Raw genomic sequence first — 23,070 nt, 5'->3', positions numbered from 1 at the left:
GATATGAAATAGATGCTTGCTGGTGCAACCGCACTGTCGTAAACCCTTGATCTTCGACTATGTCGAAATCGCCGGGGGGCGAGACGTTCGATTCGTTCTACGAACGAACGAACGGGCAGGTCAGATGCAGAATCACGCTGGCCTGTCGCCGTCATGGCAACTTCGGGGGGAGGGGCAAGGCGTTGAATGTCGCAGCGTCAACGATCGTCGGAAGCCGGCATTTCCTGTTCAGGATTCGATTTCAGCTGCTTGGCGGGCTGACATTCGCGATTTTTGCGCCGGCCATTATCAGGATTGTCTTCAATCCTGAGTTTATCTATTTGGCAAACCTTCAGATGACGGTGACCGCCGCGGCGATCGCGCATCTTGCGGGTTTCCTCTCCTATCGCCGCATCGGAAACTTCCCGGGCGTGGCCGCGGCCAGTTACATCTTGCCGACATTTGCCCTGTCCTATGGGGCCGTTTTCCTGACCATTTTCTTTTTCCGTTTCGAGTACAGCCGGTTTCAGGCCGCCGCCAGCTTCACGCAATCCACCCTCTGGTATTTCGGCCTGAGCCTGTTGACGCGGCGTCTCGATCCGTACCGGCTCGTCGTGGTTCCCGGCGGAGATGTCGAGCGCCTCAAGACACTACCGGGGGTGCACTGGTTCTGGATCAAGTCGACCAACACCATCATCGAGAGAGCCAGCGGGGTGGTCGTTGATCTGCGTGCCGATCTTGGCGCGGAATGGGAACGATACATCGCGGATCGGGCCCTTTCGGGAACGCCGGTATATCATGTCAAGCAGGTCAGGGAGTCATTGACCGGTCGGGTCGAGATCGAGCATCTGTCCGAAAACACGCTCGGCTCGCTCAATCCGAACCAGGCCTATCTCAAGATCAAGCAGGCAGCCGATTGGGTCTCGGCACTTACCCTGATCGTCGTTCTTTCACCCGTTCTGGCGCTCGTAGCCCTGCTGATCAGGCTGGATTCCGAGGGTCCCGTGCTGTTTCGGCAGCACCGCATGGGCTACCGGGGCAAGATCTGCACGGTCTACAAGTTTCGCTCGATGCGGCAGCACGCCGGCGCCGGCGGCGACAAGGAGAAGGCGATCACCAAGCGCGACGACGATCGCATCACCCGCATTGGGCGTCTCCTGCGAAAGTTCAGAGTCGACGAACTGCCGCAGGTCATCAACATCCTACGTGGCGAAATGAGCTGGATCGGACCGCGACCGGAAGCTGTCGTGCTGTCGCAATGGTACGAGGCCGAGTTGCCGTTCTATCGCTACAGGCATATCGTCAGGCCAGGTATAAGCGGATGGGCGCAAGTAAATCAGGGGCATGTGGCTGCCGTAGACGATGTTATGGAAAAATTACACTATGATTTCTATTACATAAAGAACTTTTCGCCTTGGCTTGACGTTTTGATAACTCTCAAGACGGTGAAAACAATGCTTACTGGGTTTGGCGCGCGATAGCCAATGCGAAGCATGAATCCGGACAACGATCTCAGGAAGCAGATGGATCTCGCCTCCAGGAAAATAGCGATCATCGGACTTGGCTATGTCGGCCTGCCGCTCGCGGTCGCCTTCGGCGCCACCAGGGATGTCGTCGGGTTCGACATCAACCAGTCGAGGGTCGATGCGCTGAAGCGCGGCGAGGACCATACGCTGGAAGCCAGCAGCGATGAGATCAGGGCAGCCAAGGTCATCGAGAACACCCAGAGTGACCTCAACATCGCGCTGATGAACGAGCTGTCGCTCATCTTCGGCAAGCTGGGCATCGACACATCCGAAGTGCTGGAGGCCGCCGGCGCCAAATGGAACTTCCTGCGCTTCACGCCGGGTCTCGTCGGCGGTCACTGCATTGGGGTCGATCCCTACTATCTCACCCACAAGGCCCAGGAACTGGGCTATCATCCGGAGGTGATTCTTGCCGGCCGCCGTATCAATGACGGCATGGATCAGCACGCTGCGGACCAGACGGCCCCGCCTGATGATGCGCAAGGGGATACCCGTGGTCGGCAGCCGGATTCTGGTGATGGGCGCGGCCTTCAAGGAAAATTGTCCGGACCTGAGGAATTCCAAGGTCGCCGACATCGTTGCCCAACTCAAGGACTACAATGCCGGCATCGACATCTGGGATCCCTGGGTCGACGTGCAGGAATGCGCGCGCGCCTTTGGCGTAACGAGCATGAAGGCATTCCCGACGAGCCCTATGACGGCGTCATCGTGGCCGTCGGCCACAGGCATTTCCGTGCGCTGGGCGTCTATGGCCTGCAGTCACTTTGCAAGACCCCGGGCGTCATCTACGACATCAAGGGTCTGTTTCCCAGGCATGTTACGGATGGGCGCTTCTGATGAAGGTTCTGGTTACCGGCGCTGCCGGGTTCATAGGCTATCACGTGTCGAAGCGGCTGCTCGAGCGCGGCGACGAGGTTGTCGGCATCGACAACGTCAACAGCTATTACGATCCGCAGATCAAGGAGGCGAGGCTGCGGCTGCTGGAAGAGGCGAGCCGCAAGACCAATGCGGGCTATCATTTCATCCGCGGCAATCTCGCCGACAGAAGCGTTGTCGACGATTGTTTTGCCGACCACGCCTTCGACCGGGTAATCCATCTCGCCGCCCAGGCCGGGGTTCGCTACAGCTTGGAAAACCCGCGTGCCTATGTCGAAAGCAACATCATCGCGTATACCAACATGCTGGAAGCGTGCCGCAACAGCGGTGTCGCGCACCTGACCTACGCCAGCACATCGAGTGTCTACGGCGCCAACACCGACATGCCATTTTCCGAGCACCGGCCGGCCGACCATCCGCTGCAGTTCTACGCCGCGACCAAGCGTTCCAACGAGCTGATGGCGCACAGCTACAGTCATTTGTTCGGGCTGCCAACGACCGGGCTTCGCTTCTTCACCGTGTATGGCCCCTGGGGGCGCCCGGACATGGCGCTTTTCCTGTTCACCAAGAACATCCTTGCCGGCGAGCCGATCAAGCTGTTCAATAACGGCAACCACACGCGCGACTTCACCTATGTCGAGGACATCGCCGAAGGCGTCGTCCGGGCCAGCGACAGCCCGGCCACGGGCAATGCCGCCTGGGACTCCGGCCGTCCGGATTCGGCCACCAGCAGCGCCCCCTGGCGCATCTTCAACATCGGCAACAACAACCCGGTGAAGCTGACCGCCTATGTCGAGGCGCTGGAAAGCGCGCTCGGCAGGAAAGCCATCGTCGAGCTGCTGCCGCTGCAGCCCGGCGACGTGCCCGACACCTTTGCCGACACATCGGCGCTGGAGCAGGCAGTGGGCTACCGTCCGACGACGACGGTGACCGAGGGCGTTGGGCGGTTTGTCGAGTGGTACCTGGCGTATTTTGGGCGGGGATAGGCCTGTTCCTGGCGATTCCGGCTGATCCTCGATAGCTCCGTTCGATGACCGCGCAACCAGGAGGGGATGGAATCGATACGGTTCGCAAACAGGCAGTCTGCAATCCATTGCAGTCCCAGGCGCTGTTGAGCGTTTGCATCCCCACGTTTAATCGGCGGGATCGCGTTGCTGCGCTGGTTCGGGAGCTGCTGCGTGCGAAGTGCCCGTTGCAAATATGCGTCCATGTCGACGGTTCGACCGACGGGACGAGCGAAGCGCTTGCGGAAATCGCGTCTCGCGATGCCAGATTGGTGGTCACAACTGGCCCCAATGGCGGCAGAGGGGCCGCGATGTTCTCGGCGATCGCTTCCGCCACTGCCGATTATTGCATGATTTTCGATGACGACGACGATCTCTTTGCCGATCGTTTGCCTGAGGTTTGTGAGCGTCTCTCCCGGCAAAGTGCCGATGAGAAGCTTGCGGGTTTTGTGTTCTCGATGGTTCTGAGTGAACCAGATGCGAGAGCAAACCAGTTTCCGTCAGAGCGTACAAACCTGATCAAGATGCGAGCTGACGAAGGTGTGGTCGGCGACAAGAAGGAGGTCATCAGAACTGCCTTGTTGAAACGGGTTGCCGTGCCACCCGCAGGGCGGTTCCGCCGTGTTCCAACATCTCTTCTCTGGTCCAGATTGGCGATCGAATACGACGTTGTTTGTGTCAACGTCGATATCGGGCGAAAGCGGTACCTGCCGGAGGGGATGACCGCAAGAATTCGCCTTCTTCAACGACAAAATCCGTATCCGATGTTTTTGCTGAATTTGAACTACGTCAGGGCATTCTGGGTTGGACGATATCGCTCGGTTCGATTCTTGGGCAAGGCGGTCCTTGCCTGCATGAGCTTTGGTGCCTTGAGTTTCCCATTCTTGCTCAAGAGGTCATTCGCACGGGTGACCCCATGAAAAGAGCCAGCCTGTGGGAATTTGTGGAGTCCATCGTCATACGAATTGTGCCTGGTCTACTAAATATAGTGACCTTACTATATATAGGAAGCCATCTGGAAACTGGGCAGTATGGGATTTTCAGCACAACGATTGTGACGGTTTCATTTATTTCGACGCTTGTTTTTGGAATCGTAACTTATTCCATAATGCCAGTTTCTGCAAAAATGCATGCCGCGGGGTTAGGTAGAGAGTACGTATCGTCTATTCTTGTCGCCCTGTCTATTGTGGCGTTATGTGTCGTCTCGGTCGGATTGGTGCTGGTCTGGTTCGGATTTGGCAACGCCGTCGCCGCAACCATCATCGTTTCATTCGGCTTGCACACCGCACTTCAAGAACTCCTGAGGTCGCAACTGCGTTTGTGGGCATATGGTTGGTCGGCGATTGGCCAGGCTGTCGCATACCAGGCGGGAGCTATAGTCCTGCTTGTCGGAGATGCGAAAATAGGTTCCGCGCTTGCGGCCTTTTCGCTCAGCTATGTCGCCGGAGCGTTGATTTCATTTGCTTTCCTGGGGCCGATGAATCTGAGGCGGCCCCGCCTTTCCTATCTTGACGGGTCGCTGGCCACAGGCTGGGGATTTGTGTTGAGCAATCTGGCCGAGAGCGGCGTGTTTGTCGGCATTCGATACATCATTTTGATGTTTGGCTCTCAGGCCCATCTCGGCGTCTTCTCGTTTTGTGTCGATCTTTCACAACGCACCGTCGGCTTCTTCATGAATGTGGCCAGCTTCGTGTTCGTGCCAAGGGCGTTTCTCAGTGTCGCAAATGGAAACGTCCGGGAGTTTCGGCGCGGATTGTTTGAGGGGGCGACCATTGCGCTGATTTTTGCAGCTGTGTCTGCCGCGGGGTTAATTGGTCTGTTTTTTTCCGGCTATGCGTCCGGATGGCTGGGGAGGTCATTTGACCCAGCGGTCTTTGCGATCGTTTCTTGCGCTGTTCTAACAAACAGGACGAAGAAGGTGGTCATCGATCCGTTTGCGCTCCGCTCGAACAACGCAATGACGCTGACCTATTCTTACGCGACAGGAGCATTGGCTTGCTGCTGTTTGGCGGCTTTGAGTCTGTGGTGGCGGCTGCCGCTTGGCAGCGAAATGGCATTTCTGTCCGGATATGTCATAGCCGCGGCTTGTTCGTTTTTCGCGTTGAGGAGCGTGATCGCCGATGACGGGCCTAATGCTACGCAGAGAGTTCTTTTGGCAACTGGCTCTGATGCCAGGAATGAATGTGAGAAGTAGCGGGCACAGATCGGCCAACGGAATTCATGGTGAAGCAGTGTCGATATTGCGAAAGTTCGTTCGCGCGAACGTGGCCATTTCCGAGTTCCTGGACCGGGCGCTACCGTTGCGTCTTCGGATCGACGGCGACCGAATTTTTGCAACGGAGATAGCGCCTGCCTGGCTTGTCTCCGATGCGCTGGTTTACGACCTTGGCGGGGGTGCAAGGCCGTTCGTCAGTCTCTCGGAGAAGCGGCGCCTGAGGCTTTTTGTCGTTGGGGTCGACCTGGACGCGCAGGAATTGTCGAAAGCGCCGCGTGGGCTATACGACGAGGAGATTGAAGCGGACCTTACCTCGTTTGAGGGGAGGGGCAATGCTGACATTGTGATCTGTCAAGCGACGCTCGAACACGTGCGCGACGGTGAGGCTGCCTTGCGTGGCATTGCCAGTTGCGTGCGGCCAGGAGGCGTGGTTGCCATTTTCTCGCCCTCGCGCAACGCTGTTTTCGCCAGGCTCAATCGAGCCCTGCCGGAAGGAGTGAAACGACGGCTGCTTTTTGCGATCTATCCAGAAAAGGGCAAGGGTCATGACGGGTTTCCGGCTTTCTACGACAAGTGCCTGCCAAGTGACGTCGAAACAATCGCAAGACGGAATGGGCTGGAACTCGTCGAGCGTCGTCTGTTCTGGAAGAGTTCCTATTTCTATTTTTTCGTGCCGGCCTTTCTCGCCTGGCGCATCTGGCTAGGCGTTTCGGCTCTTCTTCTCGGCAAGGATGCTGCCGAAACCTACGCTTATGTCTTTCGGCGAAAACAGTGAAACCTCGCAGCTCATGAAAAGGAAGCTCGCGCTGATCGCCATCCCGCTCGACATCAAAGGCGGAGCCGAAACCATCCTGAAACTGGTTGCGCGTGTCCTCGCTAGCCGGCCCGATTGGGACGTCGAAATCGGCTTCCTGGGTGGCCAGGCAGCGGGGGACGCCGTTGGATCATATCGGGATGGAATTCGGCGCAGTTACGGCTTTGGCGGCGGCAAAGCGATGAGCGAACTTTTGCTTGTTCCGCGGCTGATCCGGCATCGGTACGACCTGGTGTTGTCGAGCCATGCGCGGGTGAATTCGTTTCTGGCTGCCGCTCGAAGTGTTGGAGTTCTTCGAAGCCGCAGGCTGGTCACTCGCGAGTCCACGATCCTGCTGGACCGCTTCAAAGGCCCTCGCGCACTGGCTTACAGGACGCTCTACGCCGCCTATGGCAGCCAGGACATGGTGGTCGCGCAAACGGGCTACATGAATGAATGCCTGCGTGACGTGTTGCCCCGGCGCGCCATTGCTAAACTGTGCACGTTGCCAAATCCGGTCGATGAAGATCTCATCATCAAATTGTCCACCGAGGCGTTGCCGGAAGATGACGCAAGGATATTTTCCCGCCGTCCACAGATAGTCTGGTGCGGCCGACTGATCGAGGTGAAGCGCCCGACGATCGCGGTTGATGTGCTCGCCGAGGTCAGACGAAGAACTGGCGAAGATTATGAGCTGACCATGGTTGGGGCCGGACCCATGGAAGCGGAGCTAAGAGCCTACGCCGGCAAGTTCGATCTGGCCTCTCGAATAAATCTGCTCGGTCAGAGAGGCAATCCATTTCCACTGTTTCGCGCATCGCGCGCCGCTCTGCTTACTTCGGCGACCGAAGGATTCCCAAACGTCCTTCTGGAAATGATGGCTTGCCGCATTCCCGGCATCGTCACCACGCCCTGCGCGGGCGATCTGGACATGCTGTCTGGCCTGGAGATTTCAGCCGGATTTGGCGCGTTGGAAATTGCGGATGCACTGTTGAAGGTCATTCACGCCGGCGATCGGTCGGCCTTGTATGGAAAGACCTTGTCGGAACGGTCGCCTGGGCGATTTGCGGATATGTTGTTGGGAGCGCCTTCATCATATCCGGGCGGGCAGAGATGATGCGCGCTGCTCGCAACAAGATAATCATCTCGATAAACACGTCCTGGAACGTCGTCAATTTCCGCAAGGGTCTGATCGAGGCGATGCAGAGCCATGGCTATGACGTCGTCATCGCGGCGCCGAGAGACGAGTACTCTTCGCTAATATCGGCTATGGGCTGCCGTCATGTCGAACTCGAAATGGACAATTCCGGCACGTCGCCTTTGCGGGACATGGTTCTTCTGTGGCGCTACTGGCGTCTCTTGCGGCGTGAGCGGCCGTTGGCGTTTGTCGGCTTCACGATCAAGCCCAACGTGTTCGGCTCCATCGCGGCCAATCTGAATGGTGTCCCGGTCATCAACAACATTTCCGGATTGGGGACGGCATTCGTCCGCGGTGGCCTCCTGCTCAGAATTGCCAAGGCGTTGTATCGGGTGGCGCTGGCCCGTTCCAAAATGGTTTTCTTTCAGAATGACGATGACAGGACGCTGTTCGTCGATGAGCGTCTGGTCCGACAAGAACAGACCGGGTTGTTGCCTGGCTCCGGTATCGACCTCGTGCGTTTTGCCCTGTCGTCTGAAGCGCCGTCCCGATCCGATGCAATTGTGTTTCTTCTCGTGGCCCGGCTTCTTTGGGACAAGGGCGTCGGCGAGTTCGTCGAGGCTGCCCGTCTGGTTCGCCAAGAGATGCCCGGAGTCCGTTTCCAACTGCTCGGCTTTCTTGATGTCGAGAACCGAACCGCCGTCAGCTGGCGGGAAGTCGAGCAATGGGTCGGCGAGGGATTGATCGAGTATCTCGGCTCCACCGACGATGTGCGGCCTTTTCTGCGTGCTGCCGATTGTGTCGTCTTGCCTTCCTATAGGGAAGGAACGCCGCGTTCGCTGCTCGAGGCGGCCGCGATGGGCAAGCCGCTGATCGCGACCGATGTGCCCGGGTGCAGAGAGGTTGTTGACCATGCCGTCAACGGCTTCCTGTGCAAGGCGAGGGACCCTGATGATCTGGCAAGCAAAATGATCGAGTTTGCGCGGATGAATGGCGCATCCAGGGACAGGATGGGCGCTCAGGGCAGAAACAAGGTCGAGCGGCAGTTTTCGGAAACGATCGTCATCGATAGGTACATGCAGCAGATAGAAAAGCTGGATGGCCTCGCGGCGAAAGAATGAAACGGGCTTGACGGATAGTTGGGCCGGATGGAGGACGGCCTTTGGAGCGGCGCACCGCGGCTATATCAGGGGATGGTCCTGACCTGCAAATCCGTTGGTGCCGGAACGCCTTGTGACGGCAAGATCGCTTCGAACGTTGGCGATACCCTGGTTGTGCAGTGCTTGACGGCCAAGCGGGAAAACCTGGCTATCATAGTTGCGCAGGGTCGTATTCTCTGCGCCAGCCGGTTCAAGCCGATCCAATGTACAAGTCTTGCCGAACGGCTATGGATTGGATGCTCTTGCGGCGAAATGAATGGATCTGTCCTGAACCCGGCCGGCGGTTTCCTGCATTTGAGTATTTACGGTCATCTGTTGGGTAACGTCGGTTCTTGAGCTTTTTTGGTCGAAACTGTTCATGCAATCTAGCTAAAGTACTGTGCTCCGACAGTCGCGAATCGGTCTAAATTGCCTCGCGCGCAAAATGTGTTGGAATTGTGATCGAAAAACTGCTACGTGCTGATCTGCTTTCTTTGGTGCGTCCGAAGGTGGATGCAGAGGGGATCAAAGACAGATGAATCTGTGAGCAAAATTGCGCCTGCCGTATTTGTTGCGTCGATCGGTTCGGCGGCTGCAGCCTGAATGTGCCGGCCAATTCGAGTCTCGATGTTTTCCGCCTCGACGACAACATTTGCCTCAAGCTTGTTGGTTCCGAACAGACGGTCGCCATTCAGCCGTCCGGTGGTGGCGGGGTTGATCTGCCGGAAGTGATTTTGCAGGCGCGCTTCTGACAACTGGCGTGCTCGCGGCGACGCAGTATGACGTCAACGGCGTCAGCCACTGACGGAGATTGCCGGGGGTGGAGCCGGTGTAATTCGTCCCAAGAGGGTGAATTGCAGGTTTGGGTGGGGTAAAAATGAGGATTCGTCGTAGGTTTGGGGCTGTTTTCGTTTTTGTTGTATTCGCCGCAGAGGGCATTCTGGTTGCAACGCCCGATGCTTTCGCTCAGGAGACCTGTTCCTGTCTTGCGACCGTGCCGGCGTCCGCCGGTGCGATAGGTCGCCTTACGCAGGTCCAGGGCAACGTTCAGATGTCCCAGGCCGGCGGCTATGCTGGCGTGGGGCCCGAAGCGCCAGTGTTTTCGGGCGCACGCATCATGACCGGGGCAGAGGCGTCCGCCTTGCTGGCGGTGGGTGCCAATTGCGCATTCGATATTCCTGGCAACACCACGGTCAAGGTCGATCCTGTCGAAGGTGGCATCTGCGTTTCGCTCGATACGCCAGTTGCGACGGTTGTGCCTGCCAGCTCGGAGCCTGTCATGCTGCCAGTTCTCTTGGGCGGGGCCGCGGTTGGTGGCGCCGCTGCTCTTATTACTGGGCTGCAGGACGACGATGACGCCGTCAGCCGATAGCCGAGGTCCGACACCCGCTGTTTTGCGTAATTTTGTCGAATGCGTCATTCGCCTTCGTGCGAGTAGCGCATTTGTGTTTTGTCGAGGCGAGGCTTTTGGCGGTCAACCGTCCGGACGCGATATTGCAGCATCGGGCGCTCGTGCTCATTGGAAAGCGGAATGCGAAAAGGTCTGTTACCGGCGGCGTAGGCCGTTTCGGCGGATTTGGCCGGCTGTTCAAGAGCGGGACCCAGTGATCGGCATTTTCGATTTTGCAAGGCGTCATGCAAGCACCCTGACAGCGTTGCTCGCATCGCTGGCTATATCTGCTTGCACCAGCACCCCGTCGACATCGACGTCATCCACAAATCCCGTCAGCGCCCTTCAGCCGGCGGCGTCCTCCACGGTTCTTTCGGGCGGCGGCACACTGCAGGTGGTGAAGGATCTGCCGCCGCCGCAGAACACCCAGAATGGCAGCGAGCAGCCCCTGTCTGCCAATGACGTGCTGGAGGTTAGCGTGTTCCAGGTCGACAATTTGAACAGAACTGCTCAGGTCGACGCAGGCGGGCAGATTTCTCTTCCGCTGATCGGAACGATGACCGCGGCAGGCAAGACCGTTCGTCAACTCGAGAAAGAAATCGAGACTGCCTATGGTGAAAAATACCTGCAAGCGCCGGATGTGACGATTTTCGTCAAGGAATCGATTGGCCAGCGCATCACGGTCGATGGTGAAGTGAACAAGGCCGGAATCTATCCCGTGTCCAGCAGTGCTTCCTTGTTGGACGCGATCGCCCTTGCCGGAGGCTTCAATCCGGTCGGTGATGCCGGCAAGGTCTTCGTTTATCGGAATATCGGCCAAAACAAGCTCGTGGCAAACTACAATGTCGAGGAAATCCGGGCCGGCAAAAATCGCAACCCACGCATTTATGGCGGCGATGTGATCGTCGTTTTTGCTTCGAAGTCGAAAATCGCGATGAACAATTTGAAGGATGCTCTGGGCCTCGCCTCCAGCGCGGCCCGCATTGCGGTCATTCCTTAGGACAGGTCACGATACGGACAACGCAGGATCACCTCGCGCATGCTCGATCATAACAGGCAGCCCCAACGTGCCGAACACGGACATGGCCAGGCTCAGTCCGCGGACCTCTATTGCGACGTGCCGCAAAACTACGGTCCTTATGGTCGCGGCTATGCCGGTCAGGATGAGGGGTTCAACCTGCTCAAGCTGCTTTTCTACATTGTCCAGTATCGTTGGCTGATCGTCATGATGGCAGCTGCTGGGCTTGTTGCCGGCGTCATCGTGACAATGATGCAGACACCAAAATATCAGGCAACGACGCAGCTCGAAGTTCTGGTCCCTTCGGCGAAGGTCTTTCAGGACATCGAAGTTGTTTCCGAAAACAGCGACGTCAGGGCCTTCCTGACCGCCCGTGAAAAACTGAAGAGCCGCGCGCTGGCTCAGCGCGTGACGTTCCAGCTGGGACTTGGCGAAAAGCCGGACTTCCTGTTTCCGACGCCGAGCTTTTCGCTGAGCAACATTGTCTACCGGGCGTTCGGACTGTCGAAGTCGCCTTCCATCGAGGAGAAAACGCCCGAAGAGCGCGAAGCAATCGCCATCAAACGGATCCTGGAAGACCTGACGGTCAACCTGGTCACCAATACAAGCCTGCTGTCGATCACCTTTGTCGATCAGAAGCCGAAATATGCAAGCGACGTAGCCAACCAGGTCGCCCAGAGTTTTATCGATCAACGCCTCGACCAGACCAGCGAGACCTCCGATTTGGCAAGGCAGTTCATCCAGGAACAAGTTTTGCAGGTGAAGCAAAAGCTGCAGACTTCCGAGGAGGAATTGGTCACCTATGCAAAAGATGCCGGCATCACGGTTACCGGCGACGACAAATCGCTGATCGGCTCTAACATCGAAGCCCTGAATACCGCGCTGGCCACGGCGATCCAGGAGCGCCTGGATGCGGGGCGGGTGGTGAGTCAGATAGAAAAGGGGCGCGGCTCAAGCCTCGGCCCGGTTCTGGAAAGCGAAGGTCTGCAGAAGCTCAGCGAAAAGCTGGCGGATCTGTCCAGCCAGTATCAGCAGAAACTGGGCATCCTGAAGCCTGGTTTTCCGGAGATGCAGCAACTGCAATCGCAGATCAAGGAACTGCAGCGGCTCTATGACAATGGCGTTCTTGCGATAACGGATTCGTTGCGACTGAAATACCAGGAAGCGCAAAGCAAGGAAGCCGACCTGAAATCCAAGCTCGCGGAGATGGAGAGACAGCAGGCCGTCTTCAACGACAAGAATATCAAATACACGATCCTGAAGCGTGAGGTAGATTCCAATCGGTCGCAGTATGACAGCCTTATCACCAAGCGGAATGAAGTCGGGGTTAGCTCGGAACTCAAGACGCAAAGCGCTGCGATCGTAGACTTCGCTTCGCTGCCCGTAGCCCCCTATTCTCCACGCCTGAGCATCAATCTTGCAATCGCGCTGGCGCTTTTCATAGCTTTGACTGCATCGATCATCTACATCATCGAACTCTTGAACAACACCTTCACCAATCCGGAGCAGGTCGAGAAAGAGCTGGGGCTGGCGATGCTCGGCATCCTGCCGCTTGTCGATGACCGCGAACTCATCGCCAGCATCGCCGATCAAAAATCAGGGCTCTCCGAGGCCTATCGTTCGTTGCGAACATCGCTGCAGTTCTCCGGTGCTGAAGGCGCGCCGCGATCGCTGCTGGTGACCAGTTCGGAACCTTCGGAAGGCAAGTCGACCACCTCGTTCAAGCTCGGCCAGGATTTCGCAGCGCTCGGCGCAAGGGTTCTGCTGGTCGATGGCGATCTTCGCAAACCGAACCTGCATCGGCTGTTCAGCCTCGACAATGCGATCGGGTTGAGCAACCTTCTGACAAATACCGTTCGCAAGGACGATCTGGCGAGCGTTTTCAGGACGACGAAATACCCTAACGTGACCGTGCTGACGTCGGGAACGATTCCGCCGAACCCGGCCGACCTGCTCTCTTCGCAGAAGATGGCGCTGATCTTGACCAATTTCGGCAAACGCTTCGATCTGATCATCATCGATGCTCCACCGGTCGTCGGCCTTTCCGACGGCCCAATCCTCAGCCGGCTTGCAGAAGGCACGTTGATGGTCGTTTCCACCAACCAGGTCACGCGCAAATCAGCCAAGACGGCGCTCAAGCGTCTGCGCGCAGCCGGTGCGAATGTGATCGGAGTGGCGATGTCGAAATTTGCCGTGAACAAGTTCGACTACAACTATGCCTACAAATACATGAACTACCAGTACTACGACTACGGCGCGAGTACCCCGAAAATTGAGGGCAAAGTCGATGACGGAGCAGGCCAGCCCGCTCACGCAAAATCTCCGGCGTTCCGGCGTTTGGTTCGTCGCCTCCGTTCTGGTGTTGGCGGCTTCATCGATCGGGCTAAGTCGGCTCCTTGAGGCCGGAACGCCGGCCGTCTCGCTTGCGCTCGATCCGTTGAACATAAATGCCTTGGTAGGTGACATCACCCATGAGCTGAATGAAACAGGCAGTGGTCCTGATCTCGACGCTTTGGCCGTCAAGGCAAGGGGCGCGCTTCGCTTCAATGTCGCGGACGCCCGGCTTTACAGCCTGTTAGGCGAGATCAAGTACCGGCAAGGCGAGAAAGACGAAGCTTTTGAACTCTTCGATCAGGCTCGAAAGTTGTCCAAGACGGAAATCCATGCGCTTCAGAGATCGATCGACCGTTCGATCGAGGGAGGCGATCTGTCGAAGGCCGTCGGCGAGATCGATACCTTGCTGCGCCGGTGGCCGGACCGTTTTCCAGTCATCGCGGCGGGCATGCCGGCCATTCTTTCAAATCCAGACGGATATCGGGCTGTCCTGGCAGCAATGAAGGCCGGGGCTCCGTGGAGGTCCAATCTTTTTTCCGCCCTTGGCCAGGATCCGCGGGGCCTGCGCGCCGCCAGCCAACTGTTGCTCGACCTTGCCGGATCGAGTTCACCACCGACATCGAAGGAACTGTCCGCAGTGATCAACGGCTATATCAGGCAAAAGGAATACGTGCCGGCCTATCGGCTGTTCCTTTTCAGCCTGTCCGATCAGGAGCGGACGCTGGGTGGCTACATTTTCAACGGCGGCTTTGAACCGGTCCGCAGCGGCAAGCCATTCGACTGGCAGGTTCACGATCGCTCCGGTCTGGAAATTACTTTTGCCGGGTCGCGCGATGTCGGCGAGAGCGACAGCGGAGCGACTGTTCGATTTTTGAATACGCCGGTGAAGAACGCAGCATTCCAGCAATATGTCGAATTGCCTCCCGGCTCCTACAGGATTTCCCTGACTGCCTCCGGGAGAAACCTGAAGCTGCCAAAGCAGCTGTTCTGGTCCATCAGATGCGCGGATCCGGCAAGCGAAATAGCCCGGTTCAACATTCCGGAAGGCACATTCAACCGACAGGACCTGAGTCTGGATTTCGCGATCGGACCGAGCGCGTGTCCGATGCAATTGTTACGGCTGGAAACAGCCGCCATCACTGAGAGCTGGCGATTTCGATACGTAGGCACGTTGGTCATGCACAAGCTGAGCATCGAAAGAGTTTCATCTTGAGAGAGTGGTCAATCCGGCCCACGGAATGGGAAAAGTACCTGCTTGGGTCGGTTCTTTTCCTGTCGGTGCTGATTGGCGGCGGCACGGCGAGTGGGCTTTACACCGAAATGCTGATCGAGATCGCGGCGATTGTCTCGGCCGCCGCCGTCCTTTCAAGGCCGTCGGGGCAGAGGGCCCCTCGGTCGGTCCTATGGCTGCTTGCCCTGGTGCTTGCCGTATTCTGTTTTCAAATCGTGCCGCTGCCTGCGGCCTTGTTGAGCGGATTGCGGCCCGAGGTGCTGCTGACAAGTCCATGGCTGGCCGGCGAAACCCGGCTGCGTTTCGTCAGTGTCGGCGTGGGGCGCACGATCGAATGTTTTTTGTATTTCTCGGCGGCGGCAGCATTCTTCCTGAGCGTCATCCGCTTGCGCCCGGATCAGGTCTACGGCCTTCTGCCTTTCTTTTTCATGGGTGTCATCTGTAACGGATTGGCGGCCGCGATCCAGTATTCACTCTCCGATACGGTTGCCATAGAGGGGTTGCTGCCGTTCACGGTCAATGCCGGGCTGTTTGCCAACCAGAATCATTTTTCGGCATTGCTCTTCGTCTCCATCCCTTTCGTTGTCTACTACGGTCTGTTCCGCGGTCACCTTCTGTCTGGATCGCTGGGATTGATAGCGCTGTTGCTGCTGCTTCTGGCCGCCGGTTCGCGCGCCGGTATCCTGATAGGACTGGCGATCACCATAGTATCGGTTATCTTTCTGTCCGCTCGCTCCAGGCTACGCGGTTATGGCATCCTTGCGGTTTTCATCGGTCTGTCGCTCTACACGATGGGCGCGTGGACGAAGATCGATGCGGAGGTGGTTGATCCGACTTTTGGGCGCGCTGAATTTGCCCGCACGACGATCGCGGGAATTGAAGAGAACTGGACGACAGGAGTGGGTTTCGGCAGTTTTCAGAAAGTCTATCAGATTTACGAAAAGGGCGAGATGATCTTCAAGCCCTACGTGAATCACGCTCATAATGACTATCTGGAACTGGCACTTGAGGGTGGCGCGCCCGTTGTTTTTCTGATCGCGGTTTACCTGACATTGCTTTTCGCGTCGTCCGTTGGGGTTCGGCGGTATCCGCTGCAGAAAGCCGCGTTCCTCTCGGTGTCGTTTCTTCTCGTTCACTCGCTGGTTGATTACCCCTTGCGAACAGCGGCGCTTGCGATGATTTTTGCCTACATGAATGGCATTGTCTTTCACAAAGGCTTTGCTGAACGGTTGAACCCAAGAGGCGAGCCGACCGAGGCCCATCATGACAATCGGCTTGTTCCCGTCATGCCGTCGGCTTTGGCAAGATGAGAGCAGTGGGGTCGCCCGGAATTGGCCACGGATTGGTGCCGGACCTGGTCTGGTCGTTTGTCGAGCGCCGAGATTGACAAGCCATTGCGTGGAACCTAATCACGGGCGGCAAGGGCCCGGGGGGCCTAGACATGTCAAGGAGAGCTTCTTGAAAGGAATTATCCTTGCTGGGGGCAGCGGAACGCGTCTTTACCCGCTAACATTAGCAATCTCTAAGCAGATTCTGCCGATATACGACAAGCCGATGATCTATTATCCGCTGAGCGTTTTGATGCTTGCGGGTATCCGTGAGATTCTGGTCATTTCAACGCCGCGTGATCTACCGGTTTTTCGCGATCTGCTTGGCGATGGATCGGAGTTCGGGCTTGAACTGTCCTATGCCGAGCAACCGCAGCCCAACGGCCTTGCGGAAGCCTTCATCATTGGCCGGGATTTCATAGGCAAGGACAGCGTGTCCATGATCCTTGGCGACAACATCTATTTCGGCGACGGGTTGTCACAACTTTGCCGGGCTGCGGCCTCGCGCGAAAAGGGCGCTTCGGTGTTCGCCTACCATGTCGAGGATCCCCAGCGGTATGGTGTCGTTTCATTCGACAAGGCCACCGGAACCGCGCTGACGATCGAGGAAAAGCCGCAGGAGCCGAAATCCAACTGGGCTGTCACCGGTCTCTATTTCTATGACAACGACGTCGTTGACATCGCCCCTGCCATCCGGCCCTCGGCGCGTGGCGAACTCGAGATCACGGCGGTCAACAATGTCTACCTCGAGCGTGGCCAGCTGCATGTTCACCGGTTGGGCCGCGGCTATGCCTGGCTCGACACCGGAACGCATGACAGCCTGCATGAAGCCTCCTCATTCGTGCGCACAATCGAGCATCGCCAGGGCATCAAGGTCGCCTGTCCGGAAGAGATCGCCTTTGAACAGAGGTGGCTGACCGTGGACCAGGTTCTGCGTCGCGCCGACCGCCTGGGCAAGAATGAGTATGCCGCCTATCTGCGCCGGCGTGTCGTCGATCTGTCGGAGGGCTAGGTGCTGGAGATCAGATCCCTTGCCATTGCTGGCATGCTGGAAATCGTTCCGAAGCGGCACGGCGACGCGCGCGGTTTCTTCATGGAGACCTACAATGCTGAGCGCTTTGCGCAGGCCGGCATAGACTTGCTTTTCGTGCAGGACAATCATTCCTATTCCGCGGCGGCAGGTGTTTTGCGCGGGCTTCACTACCAGCTTGCGCCGCGGGCTCAGGACAAGCTGTTGCGCGTCATTCGTGGCAGCATTCTCGATGTCGCGGTCGACATTCGCCGTAGTTCGAAGACCTTTGGGAAATGGGTCGCTCTCGAAGTGTCGGCCGAAAAGGGCAACCAGATTCTGGTGCCGAAAGGCTTCGCGCACGGCTTCGTAACGCTCGTGCCCGACACCGAGGTCCTGTACAAGGTCACCGACACCTATTCGCAGGCGCATGACCGGTCGATCCGCTTCGACGATCCCGCCATCGGCATCGAATGGCCGTCCTTGGCCGGCGGGTTCCAGCTCTCGGACAAGGACCTGAAGGCGCCGCTATTGGCCGCCGCCGAGGTGTTTGCCTGATGGATTGCCAAAAGGGTGTAGAATGAGGACAGGGGCATGAATTTTCTGGTGACGGGTGGTGCTGGCTTTATCGGTTCGGCGGTGTGCCGACACCTGTGTGCCAACCCGGCCTATCGAGTGACCAATCTCGACAAGCTCACCTATGCTGGCAACTTGGCCTCGCTACGGCCGATCGAGAACGCACACAATTACCGCTTCGCCCAGGCCGATATCTGCGACGAAAAGGCGGTGCTCGATATCCTCCACCGGGACGACATCGACATCGTCATGAACCTTGCCGCCGAGAGCCATGTCGACCGCTCGATCGACGGGCCGGGTGCGTTTATCGAGACCAACATCGTCGGTACCTACAAGATCCTCAATTCCGCGCTGGAATATTGGCGCGGCCTTCCGGAGGACAAAAGGAGCCGCTTCCGCTTCCATCACGTTTCGACTGATGAGGTGTTCGGCGATCTGCCTTTCGATGGCGGCATGTTTGTCGAGGAAACGCCCTACGCGCCGTCTTCGCCCTATTCCGCCTCGAAGGCGGCCTCGGACCATCTGGTGCGCGCCTGGCACGAAACCTATGGCCTGCCGGTCGTGCTTTCCAACTGCTCAAACAACTACGGACCCTATCACTTTCCCGAAAAACTGATCCCGCTGGTCATCCTCAATGCGCTAGATGAAAAGCCGCTGCCGGTCTATGGCGCCGGCGCCAATGTGCGCGACTGGCTGTTCGTCGAGGATCACGCGCGCGCGCTGGAATTTGTCGCAACCAGGGGGCAGCCGGGCGAAAGCTACAATGTCGGCGGCAATTCCGAGCGGACGAACCTGGGCGTCGTCGAGACGATCTGCGATCTGCTCGACGGCAGGCGGCCGCGGGCGGGCGGCAAGAGCTATCGCGACCTGATTTCCTTCGTCACCGACCGCCCCGGTCACGATCGCCGCTATGCCATCGATGCGTCGAAAATAGGCCGGGACCTGGGCTGGGCGCCCAATGAGAATTTCGACAGCGGCCTGGCCAAGACCGTCGACTGGTTTCTCGACAACAAATGGTGGTGGGGGCCGATTCGCGAACAGCGCTATGCCGGTGAGAGACTGGGCGAAGCGCGCAAGGGGGAGGCGTGAGGCTCGTTGTCACCGGACGCGAGGGCCAGGTCGCGGCAAGCCTTCTGGAGGCCGGCCAGGGGCGCGCCGGCGTGGAGGTCATTGCCATTGGCCGTCCGGAACTCGATCTGGCAAAACCCGATACTCTGATCGAGGCCATTGCGGCCGCGAAGCCCGACATCGTCGTGTCGGCCGCCGCCTATACGGCGGTGGACCAGGCCGAGGACGAGCCCGATCCGGCATTCGCGGTGAACGGCGTCGGTGCCGGCAAGGTGGCGGAAGCAGCAAGGCGGCTTGGCGTTCCCGTCATCCATCTTTCGACCGACTATGTCTTCGACGGCAGCGCTCCTGGTGCCTATGTCGAGACCGACGCAACTGCACCAGCCAGCGTCTATGGCGCCTCCAAACTTGCTGGCGAACAGGCGGTTGCATTAGCAAATCCGCGCCATCTGATCGTGCGCACGGCATGGCTCTACAGCCCATTCGGCAAGAATTTTGTCAAGACCATGCTGCGGCTTGCCGCCGACCGCGACGAGATCGCGGTGGTGGCCGATCAATGGGGAAATCCCACCTCAGCGCTTGATATCGCCGATGCCATCTTGCACACGGCGGCGAGGCTGCATGGCGACAAGAGCTTCGGTGCGCCCGGCATTTATCACCTGGCCGGCACGGGTGAGACCAACTGGAGCGGCTTTGCCCGTCATATCCTGGACACAAGCCGCGTGTCTGGTGGCCCTTGGGCGCGGGTACGGGACATTGCTACAATGGACTATCCGACCAAGGCGCGCCGCCCCGCCAATTCGCGGCTTTCGAGTGCGAAATTCACCTCTGTCTTCGGCTGGAATGCGCCGGACTGGCGGCAATCGACGGAAGCGGTGGTGCGTCGGCTTCTCATCGACGGAACGAAAAACAGGCGTTGACCGTATGAGTAAGCATCCCTCACTCAAAAACGCCCGCGAGGGGATGCCCGCCGGTGCAACTGCGCCGAAGGTGGGGGGCAAGGCGCAAGCCGTACGGCCTGCAAAATACGACGGCTCCCTTCGTGATCTGTACGAGGCGCATCGCGGCAAAGTGTCGGACAAATGGTCTATCTATCTCACCACATATGACCGCATTTTTTCAAAATACCGCAATATGCCAGTTCGCATTCTGGAAATTGGGGTTCAGAATGGGGGGGCGTTGGAAATCTGGCGTCGCTATTTTGCCAATGCGGAGCTTGTTCTCGGCTGCGATATCAACGAGGCCTGTGGCAATCTGGTTTTCGACGATAAGAAAGTCGCCGTTGTCGTAGGTGATGCCAATGCCGATGAAATAGAGAGGAATATTCTCGGAAGATCTAAAGAATTCGATATTATTATCGACGACGGATCGCATAAATCGTCGGATATAATACGAACATTTGCGCGTTATTTTCCGCATTTGTCCGAAGGTGGTGTGTACATAACTGAAGATTTGCACTGCAGTTACTGGGCTGAGTATGAGGGAGGTCTTTACGATCCATTATCGTCTATGTCATTCTTCAAAAGATTACTTGATGTGGTCAATTATGAGCATTGGGGCCTTGATCGCCGTCGAACGGATGCTTTGGCTGCTTTCTCAGGCAGATACGGGGTCGCCTTCGAGGAAGCTTCTCTTGCTTCGATCCATGCCATCGAGTTTTTGAATTCCCTCTGTTTCGTTTCGAGGCGCTCTATTCAGGAAAATGCGTTGGGGCGCCGGTGCGTGGAAGGCCGGGTTGCGCTTGTTGAACAAAGCGTCGTGCCGTTGGATGGAACGACGAGCAAGGCAGCGGATGAAACCGGGAGCGTGTGGTCGTTACAGTCAACGACTATGGAAGAGGAGATTGGGATCAATAGGGAGCTGATAAATCATCACGAGATGCGCATGGAAATGCTCTCCCATGACTACGAGACGCGCATGGAAATGCGAACCTATGAGCAGGAGGCGCGGATCGAGGTGCTCTCCCGCGAGCACGAGGCGCGGATCGAGGTGCTCTCCCGCGAGCACGAGGCGCGCATGAAGGCGCTCTCTTACAGGATAGCCGCAGCGCATGAACAGATCCGAAGTGGAGAAGAGGAGATCGCTCAGAGAAAAGCTGAGTCCATCGCAAAAGCCGCAGAGATTCACGTCTTGCAGGAAGAATTGTCGTTAGCGCGCACGATGACGAGTGCGCTTGAGGCAAAGCTGACAGAACATGAACTCGTAATTCAAGAATTCAAGGACTCAACAAGTTGGCGGATCACCGGACCTCTGCGAGCGCTTTCGGCGGGTTTTGGGCGGGCACTCCGAAATCTGCGCTGGAATTGAATTCTGGCATGGCGTCTGGACCTCGGAAAAATGAGTTGATCCGTTCAGGTGCCGCTAATTTGCTGCTGGTGCGTACTGTTTCTTTAAGATCAATCGGCTGGTCGAGAAACATTTCGAGTTGAATTAGTGCCGGGCCAGTGCACGTTTTCTAAAGATAGATCTAATTTTACGCTCCGAGGGTGCGGCAAACGCAATGGTCGATAGTTCCTCGTTTGATGCTTTCTCTTTTCAATATTATGGTGTAGGTCGGCGGCACTATTTATCAGTAGGATCGGTATGATCGGGATCTACGGCTCAAACGGGTTCATTGGTCGGCATTTGCTGCGGCGGCTCGCTCAGAAAGGTGTGCCTGTCCGAGCTGTGTCCAGGCGATTCGATTCCGAATTTCTGGGTTCAGTGGGAGGACACGCCGAGTTCATCGAGAGCGACTTTCGTCAGCCGATAGCCATGGCGTCCTCCCTGGAAGGGGTCGAGACGGTCGTCCAACTCATTTCGACCTCAAGTCCCGGACTGAGGAACGACCATACTATCGCTGATATCGAGGAAAACGTAGTTCCCCATGTCAAATTCCTGCATGCATGCCTGCAGGCGGGAGTGAAACGTTATGTATTCCTGTCGTCCGGCGGGACGATCTATGGCCCGGGTGCACCTGTTCCAACACCGGAAACATCCATGCCCAACCCGATCAACTCACATGGTCTGACCAAGCTCATTGTGGAAAAGTACATCCAGATGTACGGCCACGTCGACGGCTTGGACTATGTGATTCTGAGACTGGCAAATCCCTTTGGACCCGGCCAGATCTTCCGCAAAGGTCAAGGCCTTGTCCCTATGCTATTGGACCACTGGCGCAAGGGGCTGCCGATCCGCATATTCGGCAACGGCAAGGCTATGCGCGACTACCTCTACATCGACGATGTGATCGACGCGATAGAGGCGGCTTTGTCGCTTCCTGGTACGCCACGAGCAGTCATAAATATCGGGAGTGGAGAGACGCGCTCCGTACTGGAGGTGGTGGAGGCGATCGAGGGTTTGACCGGCCACGTCTTCGAGCGCGAATATGTGGGGACAAGAAGCACAGACGTCGATATCGCCAGCCTCGACATTTCCCTCGCGAAGAAGATGCTTGGTTGGAGGCCGGCCACCCCATTCGATGTTGGAATTCGAAATGCGGTGACGCTAGTGAGGTGAAAAATCCGAATGATGTCAAAAAGACTGCCGCCGCGTGAACTAGGGCTGATAAACTAAAATGCCAAATGGCATCATCCACATCGGGTTACCCAAAACAGGAACGACGAGCGTCCAGTCCGCGGTCTACAAACACAGAGACCGACTGCTGGCTGAGTTTGGAATTTTCTATCCGTGGATTTCCGAAAACTTGACAGACATATTGTGCACCGCCTTTCACGATGATCCGCGCAAGCATATCAATGTGCGGCTTGCCGGGGCTAACACGATCGAGAAGGCTGAACTGCTGAGAAGCCAGAGCCTAGCCGCCATCGAGCGCCATGGGAAACCCTTGTTCTTTCGGCCGAAGGCCTTGCCAATCTTGATCACAACGAACTGAAGAATCTGGCCGAGTGGGCCAAGCAATACGCCACTGATTGGCGTGTCTTGTTCTGGTCAAGGCATCCGATCGCTTACGCGGCCAGCACAATGCAGGAGATGATAAAGGGTGGCCTCACGATCGAACAGATACGGCTGGACATGCCCATCCCGCACTTTCGCGGCAGGTTGCGAAACGCGTTCTATGCGTTCGGGAGAAAGGATGTTGAGCTCGCTGCGTTCGAGGATATGATCGGCGAGGAAGGAGGGGTTGTTGCAGCCTTTTGTCGAGCCATCAGAGTGTCGGATGCCGTAGCCTTGCAAATTTCGTCATCCGTTCCGGTCATGAACGCGTCCATGTCGCTTCTTGCAACTTACGTGCTCGAAGGCATCAACCGGCAACGCAACATCATAGTTGACGGCCAGAGGAATCCTCTGCGTAACATGAATAAGCAGGACTACCTCGCTCGCTTAGAAGGCGATCGTTTCGATCTCTCTAGTTCGTCGACCGTGAACTATCCGCAAGCCGTTGATCTGGCATGTTGATTGAGGCGGATAGCGGCTTTTGGATTGCAGGATTAGCGGTTTATGGGG

General features: G+C 57.3%; 22 protein-coding genes and 3 pseudogenes. 24 read left to right on the top strand and 1 reads right to left on the bottom strand.

Annotated elements, in window-relative coordinates; all coding sequences use genetic code 11:
* Positions 1-59 precede the first annotated feature (59 nt).
* The 10 genes and pseudogenes from NKI38_RS26050 to NKI38_RS26005 all read left to right on the top strand — a co-directional run bounded on the left by NKI38_RS26050 (position 60) and on the right by NKI38_RS26005 (position 9,027).
* The gene (locus NKI38_RS26050; RefSeq protein ID WP_352662569.1) at positions 60-1,460 is read left to right on the top strand and encodes a sugar transferase; all 1,401 of its coding nucleotides are present in this window, start codon (positions 60-62) and stop codon (positions 1,458-1,460) included.
* A 3-nt stretch (positions 1,461-1,463) separates the two neighbouring features.
* A pseudogene (locus NKI38_RS26045) lies at positions 1,464-1,877 on the top strand (hypothetical protein); the annotation flags it as partial.
* Between the two features lie 55 nt (positions 1,878-1,932).
* Positions 1,933-2,121 (top strand): annotated as a pseudogene (locus NKI38_RS26040) (UDP binding domain-containing protein); the annotation flags it as partial.
* 220 nt (positions 2,122-2,341) lie between these two features.
* Positions 2,342-3,367 (top strand): NAD-dependent epimerase, encoded by a 1,026-nt coding sequence (locus NKI38_RS26035; RefSeq protein WP_352662566.1) that lies wholly within the window; start codon positions 2,342-2,344, stop codon positions 3,365-3,367.
* 44 nt (positions 3,368-3,411) lie between these two features.
* Positions 3,412-4,305, top strand: a complete 894-nt coding sequence (locus NKI38_RS26030) for a glycosyltransferase family 2 protein (RefSeq protein ID WP_352662563.1) — start codon at positions 3,412-3,414, stop codon at positions 4,303-4,305.
* Positions 4,302-5,579 carry an MATE family efflux transporter gene (locus NKI38_RS26025; protein WP_352662560.1) on the top strand — a complete coding sequence of 426 codons (1,278 nt, stop codon included), beginning with the start codon at positions 4,302-4,304 and terminating at the stop codon, positions 5,577-5,579. The genes NKI38_RS26030 and NKI38_RS26025 overlap by 4 nt, the downstream gene beginning before the upstream one ends.
* 46 nt (positions 5,580-5,625) lie before the next feature.
* The gene (locus tag NKI38_RS26020) at positions 5,626-6,375 is read left to right on the top strand and encodes a class I SAM-dependent methyltransferase (protein WP_352662558.1); all 750 of its coding nucleotides are present in this window, start codon (positions 5,626-5,628) and stop codon (positions 6,373-6,375) included.
* The gene (locus tag NKI38_RS26015; RefSeq protein ID WP_352662555.1) at positions 6,353-7,510 is read left to right on the top strand and encodes a glycosyltransferase; all 1,158 of its coding nucleotides are present in this window, start codon (positions 6,353-6,355) and stop codon (positions 7,508-7,510) included. The genes NKI38_RS26020 and NKI38_RS26015 overlap by 23 nt, the downstream gene beginning before the upstream one ends.
* Entirely contained in the window at positions 7,507-8,652 is a 1,146-nt protein-coding gene (locus NKI38_RS26010; protein ID WP_352662635.1) for a glycosyltransferase family 4 protein, read from the top strand. Before NKI38_RS26015 ends, NKI38_RS26010 begins: the two co-directional genes overlap by 4 nt.
* A 27-nt stretch (positions 8,653-8,679) precedes the next feature.
* Complete coding sequence (locus NKI38_RS26005; protein WP_352662552.1) at positions 8,680-9,027, top strand: hypothetical protein; 348 nt, start codon at positions 8,680-8,682, stop codon at positions 9,025-9,027.
* Positions 9,028-9,143: 116 nt separating this feature from the next.
* Here the strand turns inward: NKI38_RS26005 and NKI38_RS26000 are convergent, their stop codons facing one another.
* Positions 9,144-9,425 (bottom strand): hypothetical protein, encoded by a 282-nt coding sequence (locus NKI38_RS26000; RefSeq protein ID WP_352662550.1) that lies wholly within the window; start codon positions 9,423-9,425, stop codon positions 9,144-9,146.
* Positions 9,426-9,547: 122 nt separating this feature from the next.
* Between NKI38_RS26000 and NKI38_RS25995 the strand changes: the two genes are divergently transcribed.
* The 14 genes and pseudogenes from NKI38_RS25995 (at position 9,548) to NKI38_RS25930 (ending at position 23,022) form a co-directional block, all read left to right on the top strand.
* Entirely contained in the window at positions 9,548-10,042 is a 495-nt protein-coding gene (locus tag NKI38_RS25995; RefSeq protein ID WP_352662548.1) for a hypothetical protein, read from the top strand.
* Positions 10,043-10,274: 232 nt separating this feature from the next.
* Entirely contained in the window at positions 10,275-11,060 is a 786-nt protein-coding gene (locus tag NKI38_RS25990) for a polysaccharide biosynthesis/export family protein (RefSeq protein WP_352662545.1), read from the top strand.
* Positions 11,061-11,099: 39 nt separating this feature from the next.
* Positions 11,100-11,432: pseudogene (locus NKI38_RS25985) on the top strand (Wzz/FepE/Etk N-terminal domain-containing protein); the annotation flags it as partial.
* Positions 11,433-11,801: 369 nt separating this feature from the next.
* Entirely contained in the window at positions 11,802-13,478 is a 1,677-nt protein-coding gene (locus NKI38_RS25980) for a polysaccharide biosynthesis tyrosine autokinase (protein WP_352662632.1), read from the top strand.
* Positions 13,366-14,625, top strand: a complete 1,260-nt coding sequence (locus tag NKI38_RS25975; RefSeq protein WP_352662542.1) for a tetratricopeptide repeat protein — start codon at positions 13,366-13,368, stop codon at positions 14,623-14,625. The genes NKI38_RS25980 and NKI38_RS25975 overlap by 113 nt, the downstream gene beginning before the upstream one ends.
* A complete protein-coding gene (locus NKI38_RS25970; RefSeq protein WP_352662539.1) occupies positions 14,622-15,953 on the top strand; it encodes an O-antigen ligase family protein in 1,332 nt (443 codons plus the stop codon). Before NKI38_RS25975 ends, NKI38_RS25970 begins: the two co-directional genes overlap by 4 nt.
* A 148-nt stretch (positions 15,954-16,101) precedes the next feature.
* Complete coding sequence (gene rfbA, locus NKI38_RS25965; RefSeq protein ID WP_352662536.1) at positions 16,102-16,983, top strand: glucose-1-phosphate thymidylyltransferase RfbA; 882 nt, start codon at positions 16,102-16,104, stop codon at positions 16,981-16,983.
* Positions 16,984-17,538 (top strand): dTDP-4-dehydrorhamnose 3,5-epimerase, encoded by a 555-nt coding sequence (gene rfbC, locus NKI38_RS25960; protein WP_352662533.1) that lies wholly within the window; start codon positions 16,984-16,986, stop codon positions 17,536-17,538.
* A 36-nt stretch (positions 17,539-17,574) separates the two neighbouring features.
* Positions 17,575-18,645 carry a dTDP-glucose 4,6-dehydratase gene (gene rfbB, locus NKI38_RS25955; protein ID WP_352662530.1) on the top strand — a complete coding sequence of 357 codons (1,071 nt, stop codon included), beginning with the start codon at positions 17,575-17,577 and terminating at the stop codon, positions 18,643-18,645.
* Positions 18,642-19,544, top strand: coding sequence for a dTDP-4-dehydrorhamnose reductase (rfbD, locus tag NKI38_RS25950; protein ID WP_352662527.1), 903 nt, complete (start codon positions 18,642-18,644; stop codon positions 19,542-19,544). Before rfbB ends, rfbD begins: the two co-directional genes overlap by 4 nt.
* A gap of 4 nt (positions 19,545-19,548) precedes the next feature.
* Entirely contained in the window at positions 19,549-20,931 is a 1,383-nt protein-coding gene (locus NKI38_RS25945) for a class I SAM-dependent methyltransferase (RefSeq protein ID WP_352662524.1), read from the top strand.
* Positions 20,932-21,207: 276 nt separating this feature from the next.
* Complete coding sequence (locus NKI38_RS25940; protein WP_352662521.1) at positions 21,208-22,122, top strand: NAD-dependent epimerase/dehydratase family protein; 915 nt, start codon at positions 21,208-21,210, stop codon at positions 22,120-22,122.
* A gap of 58 nt (positions 22,123-22,180) precedes the next feature.
* Entirely contained in the window at positions 22,181-22,498 is a 318-nt protein-coding gene (locus NKI38_RS25935) for a hypothetical protein (protein ID WP_352662518.1), read from the top strand.
* Between the two features lie 89 nt (positions 22,499-22,587).
* The gene (locus NKI38_RS25930; RefSeq protein WP_352662516.1) at positions 22,588-23,022 is read left to right on the top strand and encodes a hypothetical protein; all 435 of its coding nucleotides are present in this window, start codon (positions 22,588-22,590) and stop codon (positions 23,020-23,022) included.
* The last annotated feature ends 48 nt before the right edge of the window (positions 23,023-23,070 follow it).

It is taken from the genome of Mesorhizobium sp. M0621 (assembly GCF_040320745.1).
GTDB lineage: Bacteria > Pseudomonadota > Alphaproteobacteria > Rhizobiales > Rhizobiaceae > Mesorhizobium.
Note: the sequence above shows the minus strand (reverse complement) of the source record. Positions and strands in the feature narration are given on the sequence as shown.

What these genes read in the sequence shown, in the direction of transcription:
- NKI38_RS26050 (WP_352662569.1), top strand. Translation starts at nt 60, where the DNA reads ATGTCGAAATCGCCGGGGGGCGAGACGTTCGATTCGTTCTACGAACGA.
- NKI38_RS26035 (WP_352662566.1), top strand. Translation starts at nt 2,342, where the DNA reads ATGAAGGTTCTGGTTACCGGCGCTGCCGGGTTCATAGGCTATCACGTG.
- NKI38_RS26030 (WP_352662563.1), top strand. Translation starts at nt 3,412, where the DNA reads ATGACCGCGCAACCAGGAGGGGATGGAATCGATACGGTTCGCAAACAG.
- NKI38_RS26025 (WP_352662560.1), top strand. Translation starts at nt 4,302, where the DNA reads ATGAAAAGAGCCAGCCTGTGGGAATTTGTGGAGTCCATCGTCATACGA.
- NKI38_RS26015 (WP_352662555.1), top strand. Translation starts at nt 6,353, where the DNA reads ATGTCTTTCGGCGAAAACAGTGAAACCTCGCAGCTCATGAAAAGGAAG.
- NKI38_RS26010 (WP_352662635.1), top strand. Translation starts at nt 7,507, where the DNA reads ATGATGCGCGCTGCTCGCAACAAGATAATCATCTCGATAAACACGTCC.
- NKI38_RS26005 (WP_352662552.1), top strand. Translation starts at nt 8,680, where the DNA reads ATGGAGGACGGCCTTTGGAGCGGCGCACCGCGGCTATATCAGGGGATG.
- NKI38_RS25995 (WP_352662548.1), top strand. Translation starts at nt 9,548, where the DNA reads ATGAGGATTCGTCGTAGGTTTGGGGCTGTTTTCGTTTTTGTTGTATTC.
- NKI38_RS25975 (WP_352662542.1), top strand. Translation starts at nt 13,366, where the DNA reads ATGACGGAGCAGGCCAGCCCGCTCACGCAAAATCTCCGGCGTTCCGGC.
- rfbB (WP_352662530.1), top strand. Translation starts at nt 17,575, where the DNA reads ATGAATTTTCTGGTGACGGGTGGTGCTGGCTTTATCGGTTCGGCGGTG.
- NKI38_RS25945 (WP_352662524.1), top strand. Translation starts at nt 19,549, where the DNA reads ATGAGTAAGCATCCCTCACTCAAAAACGCCCGCGAGGGGATGCCCGCC.
- NKI38_RS25940 (WP_352662521.1), top strand. Translation starts at nt 21,208, where the DNA reads ATGATCGGGATCTACGGCTCAAACGGGTTCATTGGTCGGCATTTGCTG.
- NKI38_RS25935 (WP_352662518.1), top strand. Translation starts at nt 22,181, where the DNA reads ATGCCAAATGGCATCATCCACATCGGGTTACCCAAAACAGGAACGACG.
- NKI38_RS25930 (WP_352662516.1), top strand. Translation starts at nt 22,588, where the DNA reads ATGCAGGAGATGATAAAGGGTGGCCTCACGATCGAACAGATACGGCTG.